The 20,312-nt window shown below is 70.0% G+C and carries 16 protein-coding genes; 11 read left to right on the top strand and 5 right to left on the bottom strand.

The genetic code is table 11. The features are described 5' to 3' along the window. Positions 1-16: 16 nt before the first annotated feature. From gndA to JW364_RS13395, 3 genes are all read right to left on the bottom strand, one after another. A complete protein-coding gene (gndA, locus tag JW364_RS13405) occupies positions 17-1,474 on the bottom strand; it encodes an NADP-dependent phosphogluconate dehydrogenase (protein WP_058253193.1) in 1,458 nt (485 codons plus the stop codon). Between the two features lie 86 nt (positions 1,475-1,560). Further along, complete coding sequence (locus JW364_RS13400) at positions 1,561-2,514, bottom strand: M56 family metallopeptidase (RefSeq protein ID WP_058253194.1); 954 nt, start codon at positions 2,512-2,514, stop codon at positions 1,561-1,563. Between the two features lie 44 nt (positions 2,515-2,558). Then, complete coding sequence (locus tag JW364_RS13395; RefSeq protein ID WP_058253195.1) at positions 2,559-2,957, bottom strand: BlaI/MecI/CopY family transcriptional regulator; 399 nt, start codon at positions 2,955-2,957, stop codon at positions 2,559-2,561. Between the two features lie 342 nt (positions 2,958-3,299). Here JW364_RS13395 and JW364_RS13390 point away from each other — a divergent pair, with 342 nt between their 5' ends. The 7 genes from JW364_RS13390 (at position 3,300) to JW364_RS13360 (ending at position 8,484) form a co-directional block, all read left to right on the top strand. Then, entirely contained in the window at positions 3,300-3,722 is a 423-nt protein-coding gene (locus tag JW364_RS13390; RefSeq protein WP_058253196.1) for a PaaI family thioesterase, read from the top strand. Between the two features lie 133 nt (positions 3,723-3,855). Next, positions 3,856-4,158 carry an urease subunit gamma gene (locus JW364_RS13385; protein WP_058253197.1) on the top strand — a complete coding sequence of 101 codons (303 nt, stop codon included), beginning with the start codon at positions 3,856-3,858 and terminating at the stop codon, positions 4,156-4,158. Between the two features lie 85 nt (positions 4,159-4,243). Beyond that, positions 4,244-4,618 carry an urease subunit beta gene (locus JW364_RS13380; RefSeq protein ID WP_058253198.1) on the top strand — a complete coding sequence of 125 codons (375 nt, stop codon included), beginning with the start codon at positions 4,244-4,246 and terminating at the stop codon, positions 4,616-4,618. Between the two features lie 3 nt (positions 4,619-4,621). Then, positions 4,622-6,340, top strand: a complete 1,719-nt coding sequence (locus tag JW364_RS13375; protein ID WP_205333673.1) for an urease subunit alpha — start codon at positions 4,622-4,624, stop codon at positions 6,338-6,340. Continuing rightward, positions 6,340-7,005, top strand: coding sequence for an urease accessory protein UreF (locus tag JW364_RS13370; protein WP_205333672.1), 666 nt, complete (start codon positions 6,340-6,342; stop codon positions 7,003-7,005). The genes JW364_RS13375 and JW364_RS13370 overlap by 1 nt, the downstream gene beginning before the upstream one ends. A gap of 61 nt (positions 7,006-7,066) precedes the next feature. Further along, positions 7,067-7,753 (top strand): urease accessory protein UreG, encoded by a 687-nt coding sequence (ureG, locus tag JW364_RS13365; RefSeq protein ID WP_058253201.1) that lies wholly within the window; start codon positions 7,067-7,069, stop codon positions 7,751-7,753. 2 nt (positions 7,754-7,755) lie between these two features. Then, the gene (locus JW364_RS13360) at positions 7,756-8,484 is read left to right on the top strand and encodes an urease accessory protein UreD (protein WP_205333671.1); all 729 of its coding nucleotides are present in this window, start codon (positions 7,756-7,758) and stop codon (positions 8,482-8,484) included. A gap of 33 nt (positions 8,485-8,517) precedes the next feature. Here JW364_RS13360 and JW364_RS13355 read toward each other — a convergent pair whose 3' ends face one another. Both JW364_RS13355 and JW364_RS13350 read right to left on the bottom strand, forming a co-directional pair. Continuing rightward, positions 8,518-10,035: an NAD(P)/FAD-dependent oxidoreductase gene (locus JW364_RS13355; protein WP_205333670.1), complete on the bottom strand. Its 1,518-nt coding sequence runs from the start codon at positions 10,033-10,035 to the stop codon at positions 8,518-8,520. A gap of 170 nt (positions 10,036-10,205) precedes the next feature. Then, positions 10,206-10,811, bottom strand: a complete 606-nt coding sequence (locus JW364_RS13350; RefSeq protein WP_205333669.1) for a GNAT family N-acetyltransferase — start codon at positions 10,809-10,811, stop codon at positions 10,206-10,208. A gap of 133 nt (positions 10,812-10,944) precedes the next feature. Here JW364_RS13350 and JW364_RS13345 point away from each other — a divergent pair, with 133 nt between their 5' ends. Genes JW364_RS13345 through recD form a run of 4 tightly spaced genes read left to right on the top strand, consistent with a single transcriptional unit; the run spans position 10,945 to position 20,189 of the window. After that, on the top strand, positions 10,945-11,460 hold the full coding sequence (locus tag JW364_RS13345; protein ID WP_159370924.1) for a thioesterase family protein: 516 nt from the start codon (positions 10,945-10,947) through the stop codon (positions 11,458-11,460). Between the two features lie 31 nt (positions 11,461-11,491). Next, a complete protein-coding gene (gene recC / locus JW364_RS13340) occupies positions 11,492-14,950 on the top strand; it encodes an exodeoxyribonuclease V subunit gamma (protein WP_205333668.1) in 3,459 nt (1,152 codons plus the stop codon). Then, positions 14,947-18,330 carry a UvrD-helicase domain-containing protein gene (locus JW364_RS13335; protein ID WP_205333667.1) on the top strand — a complete coding sequence of 1,128 codons (3,384 nt, stop codon included), beginning with the start codon at positions 14,947-14,949 and terminating at the stop codon, positions 18,328-18,330. The genes recC and JW364_RS13335 overlap by 4 nt, the downstream gene beginning before the upstream one ends. Continuing rightward, complete coding sequence (gene recD, locus JW364_RS13330) at positions 18,327-20,189, top strand: exodeoxyribonuclease V subunit alpha (protein WP_205333666.1); 1,863 nt, start codon at positions 18,327-18,329, stop codon at positions 20,187-20,189. The genes JW364_RS13335 and recD overlap by 4 nt, the downstream gene beginning before the upstream one ends. Positions 20,190-20,312 lie beyond the last annotated feature (123 nt).

Below are 20,312 nucleotides of genomic sequence, written 5' to 3'. Positions count from 1 at the left end.
TGGGGTTCGCAGGCTCCTATTCGGTCACTTCGGAGCGGTCGCCGCTCCACAGTGTGTGGAACGTGCCCTCCTTGTCGATGCGCTGGTAGGTGTGCGCACCGAAGAAGTCGCGCAAACCCTGGGTCAGCGCGGCCGGCAGCCGTTCGGCGCGCAGACCGTCGTAGTACGACAGCGACGACGCGAAGGCCGGCACGGGTATACCGAGCAGCGTCGCGGTCGAAACCACCCGGCGCCAACTGTCGATGCCGACCTCGACGGCTTCGCGGAAGTACGGCGCGAGAAGCAGGCTCGGAAGGGCGGGGTCGTCGTGGTAGGCCTCACGGATGCGGTTGAGGAACTGTGCCCGGATGATGCAGCCGCCGCGCCAGATGGTGGCCAGTGCTCCGCGGTCGACATCCCAGCCGTACTCGGCGCTGCCGGCGGCGATCTGATCGAAGCCCTGGGCGTAGGCGACGACCTTGGAGGCGTACAGGGCGGTCTTGATGTCGTTGACGAAGCTCTCGCGGTCGGCGGGGGCCGAGCCGAGGTTGCCCGACGACAGGCCGCGCGCGGCGACGCGCTGATCGGTGGCGCTCGACAGGGCGCGGGCGAACACGGCCTCGGCGATCCCGGTCGTCGGGATGCCCAGGTCGAGTGCGGACTTCACGGTCCAGCGGCCGGTGCCCTTCTGACCCGCGGCGTCGACGATGACGTCGACCAGCGGCTTGCCGGTCTCGTCGTCGACCTGGCTGAGGACCTCCGCGGTGATCTCGATCAGGTAGCTCTCGAGTTCGGTGGTGTTCCAGTCACGGAAGACGTCGGCGATCTCCGAGACCGGCATGTCCAGGGCCTTGCGCATGAGGTCGTAGGCCTCGCCGATGAGCTGCATGTCGGCGTACTCGATGCCGTTGTGCACCATCTTGACGAAGTGGCCGCTGCCGTCGGGCCCGATGTGGGTGCAGCACGGTTCGCCGTCGACCTGGGCGGCGATGGACTCGAGGAGGGGCCCGAGCGACTCGTAGGACTCGGCGGGTCCGCCCGGCATGATCGACGGGCCGTTGAGCGCGCCCTCTTCGCCGCCGGAGATGCCCGCGCCGACGAAGTTGAGTCCGCGGGCCGACATCGCGGCCTCGCGCCGGATGGTGTCGGTGTAGAGGGCGTTGCCGCCGTCGATGATGATGTCGCCGGGTTCCATCGCGTCGGCGAGTTCCTCGATGACCGCGTCGGTCGCGTCGCCCGCCTTCACCATGATGAGGACCCGGCGCGGACGCTCGAGTGCGGCCACGAACTCGGCCACCGTCTCGGTGCGGATGAAGTTGCCGTCGCCGCCGTGGTTTTCGAGCAGCGCGTCGGTCTTGGCGATGCTGCGGTTGTGCAGCGCGACCGTGTACCCGTGACGGGCGAAGTTGCGTGCGATGTTCGAACCCATGACGGCCAGGCCGGTGACACCGATCTGGGCCTTCGCGGAGGAGGACGATGCGTCGACATTGTTCATGCGGACAGCCTATTGCCTCTGTGTCCGAAGCGGCGATCTGCCTCCACGTGTGACGGCGGGCAGATGAGGCCGGGGGGCAGGAGTCGTCAGAACGCCGACATGAGTCGGTTGAGCTCGGTCAGCCACGGGATCGCGACCGCGAGTGTCGGCAGGACCAGGATCGCGGCGGCGGCGATGTAGGCGCCGGCCGCGAGAACGCGTGCGGGACGGTCGTCGCGGAGCCGGTGGACGCGGGTCAGGGTGGTCGGCCCGCCGACCGCCATCGCCCCGCGGGGAGCCACCGCGTCGGCGCACGCGACCAGTGCGCGACCCAGTGTCGTCGGGGTGGTCGCGCGGACGGCCTGGTCGTCGGCCAGTGCCTCGACGAGCAGTTCCGCGGCGCCGAGCGCCGAGCTGCTGCGGACGAAGCGGGGGAACGCCTCGTGCAACGCGATGAAGGCCTCGAGGACGAGGTCGTGGCGGGCGCGGAGGTGCGCGCGTTCGTGGGCGATCACCGCGACGAGTTCGTCACGGGTGAGCCGATGCACCACGCCTTCGCTGACCACGACGCGCTGACGCAGCCCGGGCAGGCAGTAGGCGAGGGGTTGTTCGACGTCGATCATCCGGACGTCGCGGGCGTAGAGCGGATCGTCGGCGTCGTCGGTCCGGTCGCAACGGTCGAGGATGTCGATGAGCTGACGGTGCGCCTTGCGCCGGGCGCGGGTGCGCAGGCCGACGCGGATCACGGTGTAGAACAGCCGCGCGCCGACGAGCAGGGTGAGCACGAAGACCCCGACGCAGAGGAGCCACAGCGGCCAGCCGAGGCGTTCGATCTCACGGACCGGGTGGGTCGTCGGGGTGCCGTCGGGACCGATCACGAGGATGTTCGCCGCGATCGCCAGGCCACAGCTGAACGCCGACAGCACGGCGGCCAGGGCAATGGCCTGCCACAGCGTCATCGCCGCGCGTGGTGCTCGGATCGGCCAGCGGGCCCGGGACAGTGCCTCGGGTACGGGTCCGGCGAGCACCAGGCTGACGATGCCGAAGAGCAAGGCGGTCATCTGGTGATTCCTCAGGGTGGGCTGCGAGTGGTGGTGCCGCGAATCTAGCCGGTGTCGCTCGTTCCGCGGGCGGCTTCGAGTTCATCGAGTGCGGAACGGAGGGCGGCCGCCTCGTCGGCGCCCACGCGACCGACGAAGGACACCAGGGCCGCATGTCGGGAGCCGGGAGCGGCGGCCTCGCTGAGCGCGTCGACCATGAGGCTGGCGACCAGGTCCTCGCGGGGATGGGTGGGGACGTACTTGTGGGCCCGGTCGTCGCGGATCTGCGTCACCAGGTTCTTCTTCGCCAGTCGCTGCAGGACCGTCATGACGGTCGTGTACGCAAGGGAGCGGTCCCGGGACAGTGCGGCGTGTACCTGCCGCACGGTCTGCGGGGTCGAACTCTCCCACAACGTGTCCATCACAGCGCGTTCGAGGTCGCCCAGGCCATTCATCTTTCGCATTTTACTGCTGTGCCTCCGTTTGTGGGTCCGGTGGATACCCAGTTGTTGCGTGTCGGTGTGCCGAGCGACGCCGATGTCGGTCACCACGCTCCTGACGTGGCCTTTTCCCGAACGCTTGACAGGTTGGTAAGGCTAGCCTACATTAAGTGTCACGTCGGACCGCGCGAGAGTCCTGAGGGCTGCAGAGACCCCCGGTCCACGGCACGGAAGGCCCCGCATCTCCCAGAGATGCGGGGCCTTCTGGGATCCTCGGGGGGCAAACGATCGGCGGTCGAGCCCGGTTCCCCGCCGAGTCCCGGACTGCTGTCGCCACGATCCGACCGACATGCGACTGTTGACGTCATGACTGCTGACAGTGCGGACGATGTTCTCCGGGATTCATTCGGCAAAGGGCTCGACGGGGTCCTGGGACTCGAGGTCGTCGAGGCCGGGCCGGACCGGATCGTGGCCACGATGGAGATCACCGAGCGTCATCATCAGCCGTTCGGCATCGTGCACGGCGGCGTCTATTGCGCGGTCGGTGAGAGTGTCGCCAGCATGAGCGGTTTCCTCTGGCTGCAGGATTCCGGGATCGGCGGCACCGCCGTCGGGGTGAACAACAACACCGACTTCCTCCGGTCCGTCCGCGCCGGCACGGTCACCGCGACGTCGACCCCGATCCACCGGGGCCGTCGCCAGCAGCTGTGGGCTGTCGACATGGTCGACCAGGACGGAAAGATGCTGGCCAAGTCGCAGGTGCGGCTGCAGAACATCGAGGTCACATAGGCCGTTGAGGCCCGCGTCACCCCATCGCCACTCGGCGCGCCGACCCCGTGTCGGCATGGCAGGATGACTCCTACTGCCCGGCCGGACCCACCGAACAGACCGTCCGGCCGAACACTCTCGAGGAGCGCTCCCGGTGCGACTGTCGCCGCATGAACAAGAACGGCTGTTGATCTCCTACGCGGCCGAGCTGGCCCGGCGGCGGCAGGGGCGCGGCCTGAAGCTCAACCACCCGGAGTCGGTCGCGCTGATCACCGATCACGTCCTGGAGGGCGCCCGCGACGGCCGGTCGGTGGCCGAGCTGATGACCTCCGGCCGCGAGGTGCTCCGGCGCGACGACGTCATGGACGGGGTGCCGGAGATGCTGCACGACGTCCAGGTGGAGGCGACGTTCCCCGACGGCACCAAGCTGGTGACCGTGCACGACCCCATCGCCTGACGCCCCGCGATCGGGGCACCGTCCGAGGTGGATCGTGGCGCCCCGCGCCCGTCCATCGAACAGCAGCAGTCCAGAGGAGACCGAAATGTCGGGTACGCATCCCGGCCCGCGATCGACACTCGTGCCGGGTGAGGTCATCGCCGCTGACGGGACCATCGAGCTCAACGCGGGTGCCGACGCCGTCGAACTCCGGGTCGTCAACTCCGGCGATCGTCCGGTGCAGGTCGGCAGTCACGTCCACTTCCCGCAGTCGAACGCCGCACTCGTCTTCGACCGCGCTCGCGCACACGGCCGCCGCCTCGACATCCCGGCCGGGACCGCGGTGCGTTTCGAGCCCGGCATCGAGATGACCGTCGGTCTGGTCCCGCTCGGCGGAACCCGCGAGGTGTACGGGATCTCCTTGGAGCCCCCCGGCGCCTGCGGGCCGGTCGACGCCGTCCGTACCGACGAGAGTGAGTGACGCATGGCCATCCTGGGACGTGACCGGTACGCACAGCTGTTCGGCCCGACCACGGGCGATCTGATCCGCCTCGCCGACACCGATCTGCTCATCGAGGTCACCGAGGACCTGTCGGGCGGACCGGGTCGCGCCGGAGACGAGGCCGTCTTCGGCGGTGGCAAGGTGATCCGCGAGTCGATGGGACAGAGTCGGGCGACCCGCGCCGACGGCGCCCCCGACACCGTCATCACCGGCGTCGTGGTCCTCGATCACTGGGGGATCATCAAGGCCGATTTGGGAATTCGGGACGGTCGCATCGTCGCGATGGGCAAGGCGGGTAATCCCGACACCATGGACGGGGTGCATCCGGACCTGGTCATCGGGCCGTCGACCGAGATCATCGCCGGCAACGGCAAGATCGTCACCGCCGGCGCCATCGACTGCCATGTGCACTTCATCTGTCCGCAGATCATGGACGAGGCGTTGGGCAACGGGATCACCACCGTGATCGGTGGCGGTACGGGTCCGGCCGAGGGCAGCAAGGCCACCACCGTGACACCCGGCGCGTGGCATCTGGCCTCGATCCTCGCCGCAACCGATCACTGGCCGATGAACATCGCGCTCCTCGGCAAGGGCAACACCGTCAGCGCCGAGTCGATGCACGAGCAGATCCGCGCGGGCGCTTCGGGTTTCAAGCTGCACGAGGACTGGGGCAGTACGCCCGCGGCCATCGACGCCTGCCTACGGGTCGCCGACGAGACCGGCGTGCAGGTCGCCCTGCACTCCGACACCCTGAACGAGGCCGGGTTCGTGGAGACGACCCTCGGCGCGATCGCCGGCCGCGGCATCCACGCCTACCACACCGAGGGCGCGGGCGGTGGTCACGCGCCGGACATCATCACGGTCGCGGCCTACCCGAATGTGCTTCCGTCGTCGACGAATCCGACGCGCCCGCACACGGTCAACACACTCGACGAGCATCTCGACATGTTGATGGTCTGCCACCATCTCAACCCCACCGTGCCGGAGGACCTCGCCTTCGCCGAGAGCCGGATTCGGCCGTCCACGATCGCGGCCGAAGACCTCCTGCACGACCTGGGCGCCATCTCGATGATCGGCTCGGACTCGCAGGCGATGGGCCGGATCGGCGAAGTTGTGCTCCGGACGTGGCAGACGGCGCACGTGATGAAGCGCAAACGCGGATCGCTGCCCGGCGACGGTCGGGCGGACAACAATCGCGCACGGCGCTACATCGCGAAGTACACGATCTGTCCGGCGCGTGCGCATGGCTTCGACGACGAGATCGGATCCGTCGAGGTCGGTAAGCTCGCCGACCTCGTGCTGTGGGACCCGGCGTTCTTCGGGATCCGCCCCGATCTGGTCATCAAGGGCGGCGCCATCGCGTGGGCGGCGATGGGCGACGCCAACGCCTCGATCCCCACGCCGCAACCGGTCTTCCCGCGCCCGATGTTCGGCGCCGCACCGAAACTCGCGGCCGCCACGTCGGTCAGCTTCGTCGCCCCGGGTGCCGACGCCGATCTCGCCGGGCGCATCGGGGTCGACCGCAGGCTCGTCCCGGTCAAGAACACCCGCGGCGTCGGGAAGGCCGACATGGTCAACAACGACGCCTGCCCGACGATCGAGGTCGACCCCGACACGTTCACGGTGCGGGTCGACGGTGAGGTGTGGGAGTCCGAGCCCGTCGCCGAACTCCCGATGGCGCAACGGTATTTCCTGTTCTGATGCGACCCGACGACACGAACCCGGGCGCCTCCGCGCCGCTGGCGATGATGCTGGCCCTGGCGGATTCGCGTCTACCGGTGGGCGGGCACGTCCACTCCGGTGGCGTCGAGCAGGCGATCACCGACGGATTCATTCGCACCGCAGGCGATCTCGCGTCCTTCCTGTACCGCCGGGTGACCACGAGCGGTCTCGTCGCGGCATCGGTGGCGGCGGCCGTGGCCGACGGCGCACTCGACGTGCCCCGCGCGCAACGCGAAACGGATGCGCGCACACCGTCGGCGGCCGCACGGAAGGCATCGCTGGCGCAGGGCCGGGGGATGGTGCGGCTGGCGCGGCGGATGTGGCCGGACGCCGACTGGTCGGCCCACCGGCCGTCGACGCATCTCCCCGTCATCAGCGGGTCGATCGGCGCGGTGTCCTCGCTGTCGGGTTTCCACACGGCCCTGATCCTCGTGTACACCACGATGAGCGGGTCGGCGACCGCCGGCCAGCGCCTGCTCGCACTCGACCCGGCCGACGTGTCGATCATGATCGCCGAACTCGGTCCCGAGTGCGAACGCGTCGCCGCCGAGGCCGCGGTCGGCCTGGCGGACCTGTCCGATCCGGTGCTCGACATCTTCGCCGAACGCCATGAGCGGCAACCGATGCCGCTGTTCATGTCCTGACCACCGCCCCACCCATCCCGTGACCCGGCGAAGTCGCCGTCGCGAACCGAGAGGAGTTCCCATGCCCCCGCATCTCATCGACGGGCAGCCGCACACCCACGACCACAACCGGCCGCGCCGCAAGCGCGAGCCCGGCGAGGCGCTGCGCATCGGTGTCGGTGGCCCGGTCGGATCGGGCAAGACCGCGCTGGTGGCCGCACTGTGCCGACAGCTCCGGGACGAGTTGTCGGTCGCCGTGCTGACCAACGACATCTACACGACCGAGGACGCCGACTTCCTGCGCCGCAACGCCGTTCTGCCCGATGAACGGATCACCGCCGTCCAGACCGGCGGATGTCCGCACACCGCCATCCGGGACGACATCACCGCCAATCTCGACGCCATCGACGATCTCGTCGAGGCGAACCCGCCGCTGGATCTGATCCTCGTGGAATCGGGCGGCGACAATCTCACCGCAACGTTCTCGACAGGTCTGATCGACGTGCAGATCTTCGTCATCGACGTCGCGGGCGGGGACAAGGTGCCCCGCAAGGGCGGACCCGGCGTCACGTTCTCGGACCTGTTGGTGATCAACAAGATCGATCTGGCCGAACGCGTCAATGCCGACCTCGAGGTCATGCGGCGCGACGCGGCGAAGGTCCGCGAGGGCCGGCAGACCGCCATGATCTCGCTGACCGAGGACCCGGCCGCGACGGACGTGCTGGCCTGGGTCCGGGCCCAACTGGCGGCCCCGGTCGCCGCCGGGTGACGATGCGCACCGAGGTCGACATCGTCGCCACCGTCGAGCGTGGCGTGCGTCATCGGGCGGTCGGGGGACTGGGCGTGCGGCTGACCGCGCCGGGCCACGTTCAGCTGATCGGCACCGCTGCCACGCCGCTCGGTGGTGACGAGATCGTGGTGCGCATCGAGGTCGAACCGGGTGCGCAGTTGCGCCTCGGCAGCGTCGCGGCGACGATCGCGCTGCCGGCCCGCGACCGTCCGGACTCGTCGGCTCGGTGGGAGATCGCCGTCGGCGACGGTGGTCGCCTGCGCATCGACCCGCAACCGACGGTCGTCGCCGGTGGCGCGGTCCACCGCTCGGACATCACGGCACGACTCGCCGCCGGCGCCACCCTCGATCTCCACGAGCACGTCCAGATCGGCCGGGCGGCGAGCATGACGGACGCCACCCTGGTCGACCGCGACCGGATGGGTGCCTGGACCGGGGGTCTGCGCGTCGAGGTCGACGATCAAGCGGTGCTGGCCCATCGGCTCTCGCTCGGTCAGGGCACACCCGCGGGGGCCGCGGGCCACCGGGCGGCGAGCAGCGTGTTCCGGTACCCCGACAACCGGCCCGGCGACGTGCACGGGACCGAGTTCGCCGCGCGTCTGCAACTGGCCGGCGGCGCCAGTCTGACCACCGCCCTCGGGACCTCGGTCAGCGCCGCGCGGCGGTTGGCCGACGGCCTGGAGATCGACTCTCTGGCCGTCGTGCCGTAGACGACCGCCGGCGAGCCGGCCGCCGTCCGCGGATCAGCTGGCCTCGGCCTCGGATTCCTTGCCGTCGGCGTCCTTGCCCTCGGTGGGGACCGAGCCCGTCTCCCCGGGAGCGGTCGACGCGGAGTCGACTGTTCCGGCATCGGTCTTCGCCGGTTCGGCATCGGAGGTCTCGCCGGCCTTCTCGAGCGCCGACAACTGGCCGATCGCGGTGCGCGCGTAGACCTGCTGCTCGGTCACCGCGAGCTGCGAACGGCCGCGCGTGGTGAACGCGAAGAACCAGTTGATCAGGGTGTTCAGGCGGTTGCGGAACCCGACCAGGTACACGAGGTGCAGCGCCAGCCAGCCGAGCCAGGCGAAGTAGCCCTCGGTCTCGAACGTCTTCTTGATGCCGGGGATCGGGACCTGCATCACCGCGGAGTACCGCGAGATGGTCGCCATCGAGCCCTTGTCGTAGTAGCTGAACGGCTTGCGCTGGTCGGGGGTCTGCCCCTTCAGCTCGGCCTTGATGGCGTCCGCGGCATAGCGGCCGCCCTGGATCGCGCCCTGCGCCACACCCGGGACCCCGTCGACGGCCATCATGTCGCCGACGACGAACACCTCGGGATGGCCGGGGATCGTGAGGTCGGGGAGCACCTTCACCCGGCCGGCGCGGTCGAGTTCGACGCCCGACTGCTCGGCGAGCTGCTGGCCGAGCGGGCTGGCCTGCACGCCGGCCGACCACACCTTGCACTGCGACTCGATGCGGCGGGTGGTGCCGTCCTTCTCCTTGACGACCAGGCCGTCGTAGTCGACGTCGACGACCATCGCGTTCAGCTGGATCTCGACGCCCATGCGCTCGAGGCGGGCCGCGGCCTTGCCGCCGAGCTTCGGGCCGAACGGCGGCAGGACGGCCGGCGCGGCATCGAGCAGGATCACCCGGGCCTCGGTCGGGTCGATGTTGCGGAACGCGCCCTTGAGGGTCTTGTCGCTCATCTCGGCGATCTGGCCGGCCAACTCGACACCGGTGGGGCCGGCGCCGACGACCACGAAGGTCAGCAGCTTGGCGCGCTCGGCGGGGTCGTGGGACAGCTCGGCCTGCTCGAAGGCGCCCAGGATCCGACCGCGCAGTTCGAGTGCGTGGTCGATGGTCTTCATGCCGGGCGCGTACTCGGCGAAGTGATCGTTGCCGAAGTACGACTGATCGGCGCCGGCGGCGACGATGAGGTCGTCGTACGGGGTGACCGTGATGCGCTCGAGCAGGCGGGAGGTGACGGTCTTGGCCTCGAGGTCGATGTCGTACACATCACCCATGAGCACCGCGGTGTTCTTCTGCTTGCGCAGGACCACGCGGGTGGCCGGTGCGATCTCGCCCTCGGCGACGATGCCGGTCGCCACCTGGTAGAGCATCGGTTGGAACAGGTGGTGGGTGGTCTTGGCGATCAGCGTGACATCGACATCGGCCTTGGCCAGTCGCTGGGCGGCGAACAATCCGCCGAAGCCCGAACCGATGATGACCACTTTCCGACGGGTCGTGGCTGCTCCAGCGGGGGCCTGGACGGCGGGGCTGCTCATCTCCAGACATCTCCTTCCAGGTCGTTGGGCAACGGTCGTGCGGACTTCGGCGGACCCGAGTGGGGTGCTACCCGAGGGGGCCGTGTAGCGCCGGGGCCGGAGTACGACCGTGCATGTTCTCAACGGTAGTCAATGATGATCCGATGGGCGCGGCCAGAGGGGTGTTGCGCTCACGCGGTGAGACCCCCGGCCGACGACCATCGTTGCGAGCGCTCCTGCCAGTCGGCTCGGAGGAGCTCGTATTCGACCTCGGACCGGTCGCGGTCCGGGTGGATGGTCAGCAGCTCGGCCGAGTCCGCGGCGTCGTCGCAGAGGTGGATGGCGCACAGCGTCATCCCGAGCTTCTCCATCACGCGACGCGACGAGGCGTTGCGGGCGACCGTGCTCGCGAACACGCGCTCGGTGCCGAGGTGGTCGAACGCGAACGCGACGAGGGCGAACGCCGCCTCGGTCGCCAGGCCGCGGCCCCACACCGTGCGCCGGAGGCGATAGCTCAGTTCGAGTTCGGCACGGTTGCTGTGCCGTGGTGTGCGCAGCGAGATCCAGCCGAGGAAGGCGGCGGTGGCGGGGTCGCACAGGATCCAGGTGCCGGTGCCGTGTCTGCGGTGTTCGGTCTCGGCGCGGGGGACCACCCAGTCCTCGATCACGGCGCGCGGTGTCGCGGCACCGCCGCTCACGTACCGCATGACCTCGGGATCGCTGTCGAGGTGGACGAGCTCGTCGACATCGGCGGCGGACACCGGGCGCAGCCGAGCCCGTGCCGTGTCGATGTTCACCCGAGCCCCTCACCGCGCGCGGGGGTGCGCGCACCGATTCGCCTGACGTCCTGCCCCGGCGAGTGAGTCTACGGTCTGGTCGGCTGTGACTCCTGCAGTTCGTCGTACGCGTGTCCCGCACTAAGATCGCGCCGTGGCCCCCCACCGAGATGCCCCCGATCCAGATGCCCTCGATCCCGAGGCAACCGCAGCCGGTTCCGCCGGACCGGACTACGTCCTCGACATCCCGGTCGCGCTGCGCTGGGGCGACATGGACATCAACAACCACATCAACAACGTGCAGATCTCCCGGATCTTCGAGGAGAGCCGGGTGCGTTCGTTCTATGAATGGATGCCCGACCGGCCGCGGAAGTTCTCGTTCCTCGTCGCGCGTCAGGACATCGAGTTCTCCGCTCCCGTGCACTACTCGCTCGACCCGGTGCACGTGCGCACCTGCATCGGACGCGTGGGCCGGTCGTCGTTCGTCATGGCGCTGCGCCTGATCGACCAGTCCGGGACGCTGTGCGCCACGGCCGAGACCACGATGGTCGTCGTCGACCCGGACACCGGCCGACCCACCCCGATTCCCGACGACGCCCGGCCGCTGCTGACCGCGCGCCTCGGCGAGCCGGTGCGTTTCCACACGCCCCGGTCGAACGCCGCGGGCTGACCGGGCCGGGCCCCGGAGTCACAGCCGTCCCATGCTCATCCTGCACCGCGCCGAACGCACCGACACGCTGGCCGATGCGCTGGCCGAGGTCCTCGCGCACCCGCTGGGCGACCCGATGCGCCCGGAGATCGTGTCGGTTCCCGCCGCGGGAGTCGAGCGGTGGCTCGCCCAGCATCTGGCCCGACGCCTGGGGGCAGGGGCCGGCGACGACGGGATCGCGGCCAACATCGATTTCACCGGACCGCCCCGCCTGGCTGACGCCATCGTCGCGGCGGTGCTCGGTGACACGCGTCTGAACACCTCGGGCTCGCTGACGGCGCCGGACGATCCGTGGCGCGCGGCCGAACTGACGTGGCCGGTGCTGCGTGTCCTCGACGACCGCGTCGACGACCCCGCGCTCGACGTGATCGCGCGGCACATCGGCGCGGGCGACACCTCCTCGCCCCGGATCGGGCGCCGCTACGCCACCGCACGCCATCTGGCCGAGTTGTTCGACCGGTACGGGCGGTCGCGCCCGTCGCTGATCGCCGACTGGGCCGCCGGCCACGATCTCGACGGTGCCGGCCGCCCCCTGCGGGACGACCTGGCGTGGCAGCCCGGGTTCTGGCGCGCGGTCCGCGCCGAGATCGGCCGGCCGCATCCCGCGGAGGATCTCGCCGCGGTCTGCGATCGGCTGCGCACCGACCCCGCGGCGGGGGGATTGCCGGAACGACTGTCGGTCTTCGGGCCGACGCGGATCACCGAGTCGTTCCGTCAGATCGCCGCGGCCGCAGCCGTCCACCACGATGTCCACCTGTTCGTGCCCCACCCGAGTCCGCGGCTGTGGGCGGACCTCGGTGCCCTCGTCGACCCCGACTCCGGCAACGGGGTCCCACCTCGACGCGGGGAGTGCGAGCTCCCCGAACTGCGAAACCCCCTGCTCGCCGGTCTCTCCCGTGATCTGCAGGAACTCCAGTTGCGGCTCGCTCCGATCGTCGATCGGGACCTGCACCATGTGCCGCGGGAGTCGGTGCTGGGCGACACCGCGCTGCACGTCGTCCAGTCGGGGATCCGCGACGACCTGGCTCCCGCGCCCGGCCTCACCGACACGTCGGACCAGACCGACACGTCGGACCCGACCGTCTCCGCGGACCCGTCCGTCGAGGTGCACGCGTGTCACGGGCCCGAGCGGCAGATCGAGGTCCTGCGGGATCGGTTGCTGCATCTGTTCGCCGCCGATCCCGAGCTGCAGCCGCGCGATGTCCTCATCATGTGCCCGGACGTCGAGACCTTCGCGCCCCTGATCCGTGGCGCATTCGGACAAGCGGGACTTCCGCATCCGGCGTTCGACCTGCGAGTTCGGCTCGCCGACCGTGGAATTCGCCATGTGAACCCGATCCTCGACGTGATCGTCGGAGTCGTGGAGCTGGCCGCGGGCCGGGTGACCGCCGGTGACGTCGTCGACCTCCTCGGCGCCCCGCCGGTACGAACCCGGTTCGCGATGACCGACGACGACCTGGATCTGATCCGGCAATGGCTGGCGCACAGCAACGTCCGGTGGGGGATAGGCGTCGCCGAACGCGCCCGCTACGGTCTCGAACGGTTCCGCCAGGGCACCTTCGACGCCGGCCTGGACCGCATCGCCCTCGGCGTCGTCGCCGAGGAGGCCGACGACGAATGGCTCGGTACCGCACTGCCGCTCGCCGGAGTGGAGAGCACCGGCATCGATCTCGTCGGTAGGTTCGACGAGTTCCTCGACCGACTCGGTCGGGTGCTGGCCGAACTGCGGGAAGCCGCTCCCGCGCACCGATGGGCGGAGACGCTCATCGACGCCGTCTCGTCGCTGACGGCGACCGAGCCCGCCGAGGATTGGCAACGCGCACAGGCCATCCGAATGCTCAGCGAGGCCTTCGGGGACACCCGACCGGTCGAGCCGGAGGAGGTGCTGCGTCTGGCGGACGTGCGGGACCTCCTGTCGGCGCTGGTCGCCGGCCGGCCGACGCGCTCGAACTTCCGTACCGGAGAACTGACGGTGTGCACGATGGTGCCGATGCGCTCGGTGCCGCACCGGGTGATCGTGCTGCTCGGGATCGACGCCGAGGTGTTCCCGCGTGTCCAGCGTATCGACGGGGATGACGTACTCGGCGTCGATCCGCTGGTGGGCGAACGCAATCCGCGGGACGAGGACCGGCAGTGTTTCCTCGACGCGATCTGCGCCGCGCAAGATGCCCTCCTCGTCTTCTACAGTGGCGCCGACCCCGTCTCCGGCCGGCGGATCCCGCCCGCTGTGGTCGTGAGCGAACTGGTCGACACGCTCACCGGTCTGACCGGCGTGAGTCCCGTTCGCCGGCATTCGCTGCACGGGTTCGACGCGCGGAACTTCACCCCCGGTGGCGTGCCGGGAATCGCGGGGCCGTTCAGCCACGACGCGTCGATGCTTCGCGGAGCCGAGGCCTTACGCGAGCCGACGCGGCGCGTGGTGGTCGCCGCTGCCGAGGTGCTGCCCGCGCCGGAACGGAACCCCGACACCGAGGACATCGACCTCGCGACCCTCATCGACTTCCACGTGGACCCGATCGTGGCGTTCGTCCGCCAGCGCCTCGGTGCCCGCATCCCCGACGACGACCGGCCACACGACGACCAGCTCGATGTCGAACTGGAACCACTGGACAAGTGGGGGATCGGCGACCGATTCCTCTCCCGGATGCTGACCGGGGTGTCCATCGGGGAGTGCGAGGCGGCCGAGCTCCGGCGCGGCACGCTGCCGCCGTTCGCCTTCGGCACCCGCGAGCTCCGCGCGATCTCGCGGACGGTCACGCGGCTGTACGGCGTCGTCGAGCCGTTGCGCACAGGGACTCCCACGACCCTCGACGTCCTGGTCCGACTACCCGACGGCCGCCGGGTGCACGGAACGGTCGGTGACGTGTTCGGCGACACCGGGCCGGCCGCGTTGGTGCGGCCGACGTACTCCAAGCTCAAGGCCAAACAGCAACTCAGCGGCTGGATAACGCTTCTCGCGGTGGCCGCCGCCGCGACCCAGGGCAATGCCGCGGCGCGGTCGGTGGACTCGGCGGTCCTGATCGGGCGGGCCCCGCGAGGCGGCGGGACCACTACCATCACACTCCGGCGCCCCGAGGATCCGGTTCCGTTGCTCCACGACCTCGTCCGGCTACGTGACGAGGGTCTTCGTCGTCCGCTGCCGCTGCCGCTGGAACCCGCGTACACGTTCGTCGAGAACGACGGGCCCGGCCGGCGCAGCACGTTCTCGCTCGCCAACGCCCGCCGGAACTTCGACGACAGATTCGGTGCCGCGCACGACCCATATGTGAAGCTCGCATTCGGCGGGGACGTGCTGGCCGAGATCGATTTTGACGACCTCCTCGACGGCGCGACACCCGACCACCGCACCGTCGGCGGTGTCGAACTGCCCATGGCCGACGACGAACCGTTGTTCGCCGGGCTGGCGCGAACCGTGTGGGTGCCACTCGATGAGCACCGGGAGGGCACGTGAGACGGCCGGCCACCTTCGACGTCACCGCCGACCTGCCGGATCACACCACGGTCCTGGAGGCGAGCGCCGGAACCGGAAAGACCTACGCCATCGTCGGACTCGCCGCCCGGCACATCGCCGAGGGAGTCCCGATCTCGGAGATGCTGCTGGTGACCTTCAGCCGGGCCGCGACCGCCGAGCTGCGCGAACGCATGCGAGACCGTGTGCGCGAGTTGCTCGACGGGCTCGACCGTCCCGGTGCCGCCCCCGGCCACGACGCGCTGCTGCAGATGCTGGCGCAGGGAGCACCGGACGAGGTCGCCACCCGTCGTCGCAATCTCGCCCGCGCTCTGAGCGACTTCGACGCGTCGACGATCGCGACCACCCACACGTTCTGCAACCGCATGCTGGAGGCGCTGGGGTTCCTGGGTGAGCGTGAACTGGTCTACTCGATCGTCGAAGAGGTCGACGAACTCACCGAAGAGGTGGCACTGGACCTCTACCTGCGCGGCTTCTGGGCAAGCGACACACCGGAATTCGACTTCACCGAGGCGCGGTCGATCGCCCGCGACGCGGTGCGCCAGGCGTCGGTCGCGCTGGCGCCGGACGAGTCCGAGTCGACCGACGGGCCGGGTGCCGATGCGGTGGCCGCCCGTCGGGTGAGTTTCGCGTCCGCGGTCCGCCGCATCGTCGAGGCGCGCAAACGTGATGCGCGCGTACGGACCTACGACGACCTGCAGGCCATCCTGCAACGCATCGTGACCGACCCGGTGGTCGGCGAGCGCGCGTGCGAACGTATCCGCAACACCTTCACCGTGGTCCTGGTCGACGAGTTCCAGGACACGGACCCGTTGCAGTGGGACATCCTGCGCCGGTGTTTCCACGGCCATCGCCGACTCATCCTCGTCGGCGACCCCAAACAGTCGATCTACGGGTTCCGCGGTGCCGAGGTCCTGAGCTACCTCGCCGCGGTGTCCTCGGCCGACACCTTGCAGGCGCTCGACGTGAACCGGCGATCCGACGGCGCGCTCGTCGACGCCCTCGGACATCTGTACGGCGAAGCGGCGCTGGGACATCCGGGCATCGTGGTGCATCCGGTCTCGGCGGCACACCCGGGCAGCCGGCTCGACGGTCGTCCGCCGCTACGCATCCGCGCGTTCCTGCGCACCGACTTCACGTCCCGTAACGCCTACAACCTGCCCGCGGTGAAGGACGTCCGCGACCGGATCGCGGTCGATGTCGCCGACGACATCGCGCAGACCCTCGCCCAGGGCGCTCGGCTCGAGGTCGACGGAACCTCCCGCCCGGTGGATCCCGGCGACATCGCGATCCTGGTGCGGCTCAACAGCACCATCGAGCCGCTCCAGCGGGAGCTCGCCGAGCGCGGCATCAACTCGGTGATCGGGTCGGGGGTCAACGTGTTCTCCACGACCGCGGCCCAGCACTGGCTGTGGGTGATGCGTGCCGTCGAACAACCCTCCCGCGCGGACCGCGTGCGGTTGGCGGCGCTCACGACCCTGCTCGGCTGGTCGATCGAGAAGGTGGCCACCGCAGGCGAACCCGAGGTCGCCGAGCTCGGGGCCGAATTGGCATCGCTGGGACGGGTGTTCGTGCAGGGCGGGTTCGCCGCGATGGCGCAGCGCCTGCTCGACTCGCACGGTGTCGCCGCGCGCGTCCTGGCCACCGAGAACGGTGAACGCATCCTCACCGATCTCCTGCAGGTGTCCGCGCTCTGCAACAAGCACGTGGTCGAGACCTCGGCGGGAGTCAGCGGCCTCGTCGAGTGGCTGGCCGAGCGGATCGCCGACACGTCCGCGCGCCAGCGATACGAAGACCAGAGTCGACGACTCGACCGCGACACCCAGGCCGTCCAGATCATGACCGTGCATGCCAGCAAGGGCCTGCAGTTCCCGATCGTCTACGTGCCCTACGGCTGGGACGGGACGTGGATCGGCGACCGCGGCAACATCACCTACCACGACGAGTCGGGTACCCGGCGTCTCGATGTCGGTGGCGGGCAGGCGCCCGGCCGCGCGGCGCGGCGCAAGCGGTACGCCGAGGAGACGGCCGGCGAAGACCTCCGGCTGCTCTACGTCGCGCTGACGCGGGCGCAATCGCAGGTCGTGGCGTGGTGGGCGCCGTCGATGAACACCACGAGCGGGCCGCTGCACCGGCTGATCTTCGGGCGCGACACCGCGACCCGAATCCCTTCCGAGACCGGCGAATCGGTGTGGTCGGTCGCCCCCGACGTCCCCATACCCGACGACGACGCCACGTGCGTCGGCGTCCTGCGCACCCTGACCGGGCGCGATGCCGCGATCTCGGTCGAGCCCGCCGGCCGGATCGAGGCCGGTGCGGTGGCGGCCCCGCCGCACGCCGATGTCGAGACGGCGACCCTCGGGGTCGCGCGGTTCCGGCGCGCCATCGATCAGGAATGGCGTCGTACGTCGTACTCGGCCATCGTCGCCGACGTCGCGCACGGCGCACCCGGGGGCCCCGCCGGTTCTGTCGTCACCACCGGCAGCGAACCGGCCGACGACATCCTGGGTGACGAGCCGGCCGCCGACCCGGTCGAGCACGACGAGCCGCCCGCAGAGGGGCACCGAGCGGGGTCGCCGTCGCTGATGAACGGGCTGCCCTACGGTGCGGCGTTCGGCACCCTGGTGCACGAGGTCCTCGAATACGTCGACACCTCGGCGCCCGACATCGAGACCCATGTGCGCGAATTGTGTTCGCGCGCACTCGGGGTCCTGCCGGCCGACATCGACGCCGACGTACTGGTCGCCGCGCTCGTCGGCGTCCTCACCACGCCACTCGGTTTCGGCGATCTCTGGGGCGTCGAGCCGGGAGATCGCCTCGCCGAGCTCGACTTCGAGCTCCCGCTGGGGCCGCCGGATCGCGCCCCCGGCGCCCGTGGGGCGACGCCGGGGGTGTTCGCCGAACTGCTGGACCGGTATCTGCCCGACGACGATCCGTTGCGTGACTACGTCGATCACCTCCGCGAGCTCCCCGATCGTGAACTGCGCGGCTTCCTGACGGGCAGCATCGACTCGGTGCTGCGCACCCCGGACGGCCGCTACGTGGTCGTCGACTACAAGACCAACCGCATCCGGGCGGGGGACCTGGTCGTCGAGGACTTCGACACCGCGGCCATGGCAGGCGAGATGATCGCCGCCCACTATCCGCTGCAGGCGATGCTGTATTCGGTTGCGCTGCACAGGTATCTGCGCTGGCGCGTCGTCGGCTACGATCCGGTCCGGCATCTCGGCCCGGTGCAGTACCACTTCGTGCGCGGCATGGCCGGGCCGGGCACGCCGCCCGGTTGCGGCGTGTTCGAGTGGGATCTGCCCGCAGACCTGATCCTCGCATTGTCCGATGCACTGGCGGGTGCGTCCCGATGACCGTGTCCGACGTCCAGGTGGTGGAGTGGGCCACCGGTGTGCTCGCCGAGTGGAACGCGGCCGGAGTCCTCGCCGCCGCGGACGTGCACATCACCGACCGTCTCGTGACGATGTGCGCCGAGCCGGTGTCCGAGATCGCGCGTCTCGGCGCCGCGCTGGCGGTCCGTGCGGTGCGGCTCGGTTCGACGTGCCTCGCGCTGGACCGTTTGGGCGAGCTGGCCGGCGACGACACCGCCGACCTCACCATCCCGTCGTCCGATGCGGTGCTCGACGCACTGCTCGAGAGTCCGCTCGTCGCGGGCAGCGAGGCGGGTCCGTTGCGTCCGTTGGTGGTGCGACGGTCCATCGATGGGCCGCTGGTGTACCTCCAGAAGTACTTTCGGCAGGAACAGACGATCCGCGAGACGCTGGCCCGCCGCGCACAGACGACACCCGTGGTCGAAGCCGATGCGCTGCGCGCTGCGATAGCCGCCGTCTACACCTCGCCCGAGGACGGGCACCTGCAGAAGCTGGCGGCAGCGGTCGCCGCGACCCGCTGGACCACCGTCCTGGCGGGCGGTCCCGGCACCGGCAAGACCTACACGGTCGCACGCATTCTCGCGGTACTGGACGCCCTGCAGGGACCCGGCCTCCGTATCGGACTGTGCGCGCCGACGGGCCGGGCGGCGGCTCAGCTGCAGGCCTCGGTGGAAGCGGAGTCGACGGTTCCCGTCACGGCGCACGCCGTCACGCTCCACTCGTTGCTCGGCTGGCGCCCGGGTGCCAACCCGAGGTACGGCCGCGGGCGGACCCTGCCGCACGACGTCATCGTCGTCGACGAGACCTCGATGCTGTCGATGACCGCGATGAGCCGTCTGCTCGACGCAGTCCGTCCGGATGCACGGGTGATCTTCGTCGGTGACCCGCATCAGCTCGCGTCGGTCGAGGCCGGAGCGGTGCTCGCGGATCTCGTCGAACGGGCGGATGTCGCTGGAGTGCAAGGAGATTCGGGAACCGTGACGGCGGTATCACAGGCCGCGCTCGAGGCGGTGGGCCTGGATGCTGATCATGAACTGGAACCCGAGGACACCGATCATCTCGCCGGTGGCGTGATCACCCTGCGGCGCCAATTCCGTTTCGGCGGCGGCATCTCGCGGGTCGCGGCGGCCGTGAACGCCGGTGACGCAGACGAAGTCCTGAGACTGGTCGCCGCGGACGACGTCCCGAACGTCGAACTCGTGGCGCCCGACGACCTCGATGCCGTCCGTGCCGATCTCGTCGAATGGGGCCGGGCGCTGCGGGCAGCGGCCCGTCGTGCCGATGCCGACGGGGCGCTCGACGCGCTCGATGCCCACCGGGTGCTGTGCGCGCACCGGGAGGGGTCATGGGGTGTCCGTGGCTGGTCGGCCAGGATCACCGAGTGGCTGGGCACAGCCGGCGCCGAGCTGGCCGGATGGTATGCGGGACAGCCCATCCTGGTCACCGCCAACGACCGCCAGACGGCGACGTTCAACGGCGACACGGGCGTGGTGATCGCCGATCCCGAGGGCCGGACGCAGGGGGCCGACGGCGTCCGGGTCGCCTTCCGTCGCGGCGGATCGGTGCGACTCCTGCACCCGACGCAGCTAGCCGACGTCGTGTCGGTTCACGCGATGACCATCCACCGCAGCCAGGGCAGCCAGTTCCGACAGGTCACGGTGATCCTCCCACCCACGGGCTCAGAACTGCTCACCCGGGAGTTGCTGTACACCGCCATCACCCGCGCCCGCGACCACGTGCGGATCGTCGGGACACCCGAGGTGCTGGCCGCGGCGGTCGACCGCCGCGTGCAGCGGGCCAGCGGTCTGCGATCGGCCGTGACTCCGTACGACCGCTCCTAGTGGTGTGTCTCGGTTTTAGCTAACTCCTTGTTCGAGTGCGGCGCGGGCGCGGGCGACCTTGGCCAGGATCGACCTGGAGGTTGCGGTCCAGACATATGGTGTCGGGTTGTCGTTGTGGGCGTT

The organism is Gordonia sp. BP-119, from assembly GCF_016924115.1.
Taxonomy (GTDB): domain Bacteria; phylum Actinomycetota; class Actinomycetes; order Mycobacteriales; family Mycobacteriaceae; genus Gordonia; species Gordonia hongkongensis.
Note: the sequence above shows the minus strand (reverse complement) of the source record. Positions and strands in the feature narration are given on the sequence as shown.

Coding starts and splice junctions, on each gene's coding strand:
- gndA (WP_058253193.1), bottom strand. CDS start 1,474: ATGAACAATGTCGACGCATCGTCCTCCTCCGCGAAGGCCCAGATCGGT.
- JW364_RS13400 (WP_058253194.1), bottom strand. CDS start 2,514: ATGACCGCCTTGCTCTTCGGCATCGTCAGCCTGGTGCTCGCCGGACCC.
- JW364_RS13395 (WP_058253195.1), bottom strand. CDS start 2,957: ATGCGAAAGATGAATGGCCTGGGCGACCTCGAACGCGCTGTGATGGAC.
- JW364_RS13390 (WP_058253196.1), top strand. CDS start 3,300: ATGACTGCTGACAGTGCGGACGATGTTCTCCGGGATTCATTCGGCAAA.
- JW364_RS13380 (WP_058253198.1), top strand. CDS start 4,244: ATGTCGGGTACGCATCCCGGCCCGCGATCGACACTCGTGCCGGGTGAG.
- JW364_RS13375 (WP_205333673.1), top strand. CDS start 4,622: ATGGCCATCCTGGGACGTGACCGGTACGCACAGCTGTTCGGCCCGACC.
- JW364_RS13370 (WP_205333672.1), top strand. CDS start 6,340: ATGCGACCCGACGACACGAACCCGGGCGCCTCCGCGCCGCTGGCGATG.
- ureG (WP_058253201.1), top strand. CDS start 7,067: ATGCCCCCGCATCTCATCGACGGGCAGCCGCACACCCACGACCACAAC.
- JW364_RS13360 (WP_205333671.1), top strand. CDS start 7,756: ATGCGCACCGAGGTCGACATCGTCGCCACCGTCGAGCGTGGCGTGCGT.
- JW364_RS13355 (WP_205333670.1), bottom strand. CDS start 10,035: ATGAGCAGCCCCGCCGTCCAGGCCCCCGCTGGAGCAGCCACGACCCGT.
- recC (WP_205333668.1), top strand. CDS start 11,492: ATGCTCATCCTGCACCGCGCCGAACGCACCGACACGCTGGCCGATGCG.
- recD (WP_205333666.1), top strand. CDS start 18,327: ATGACCGTGTCCGACGTCCAGGTGGTGGAGTGGGCCACCGGTGTGCTC.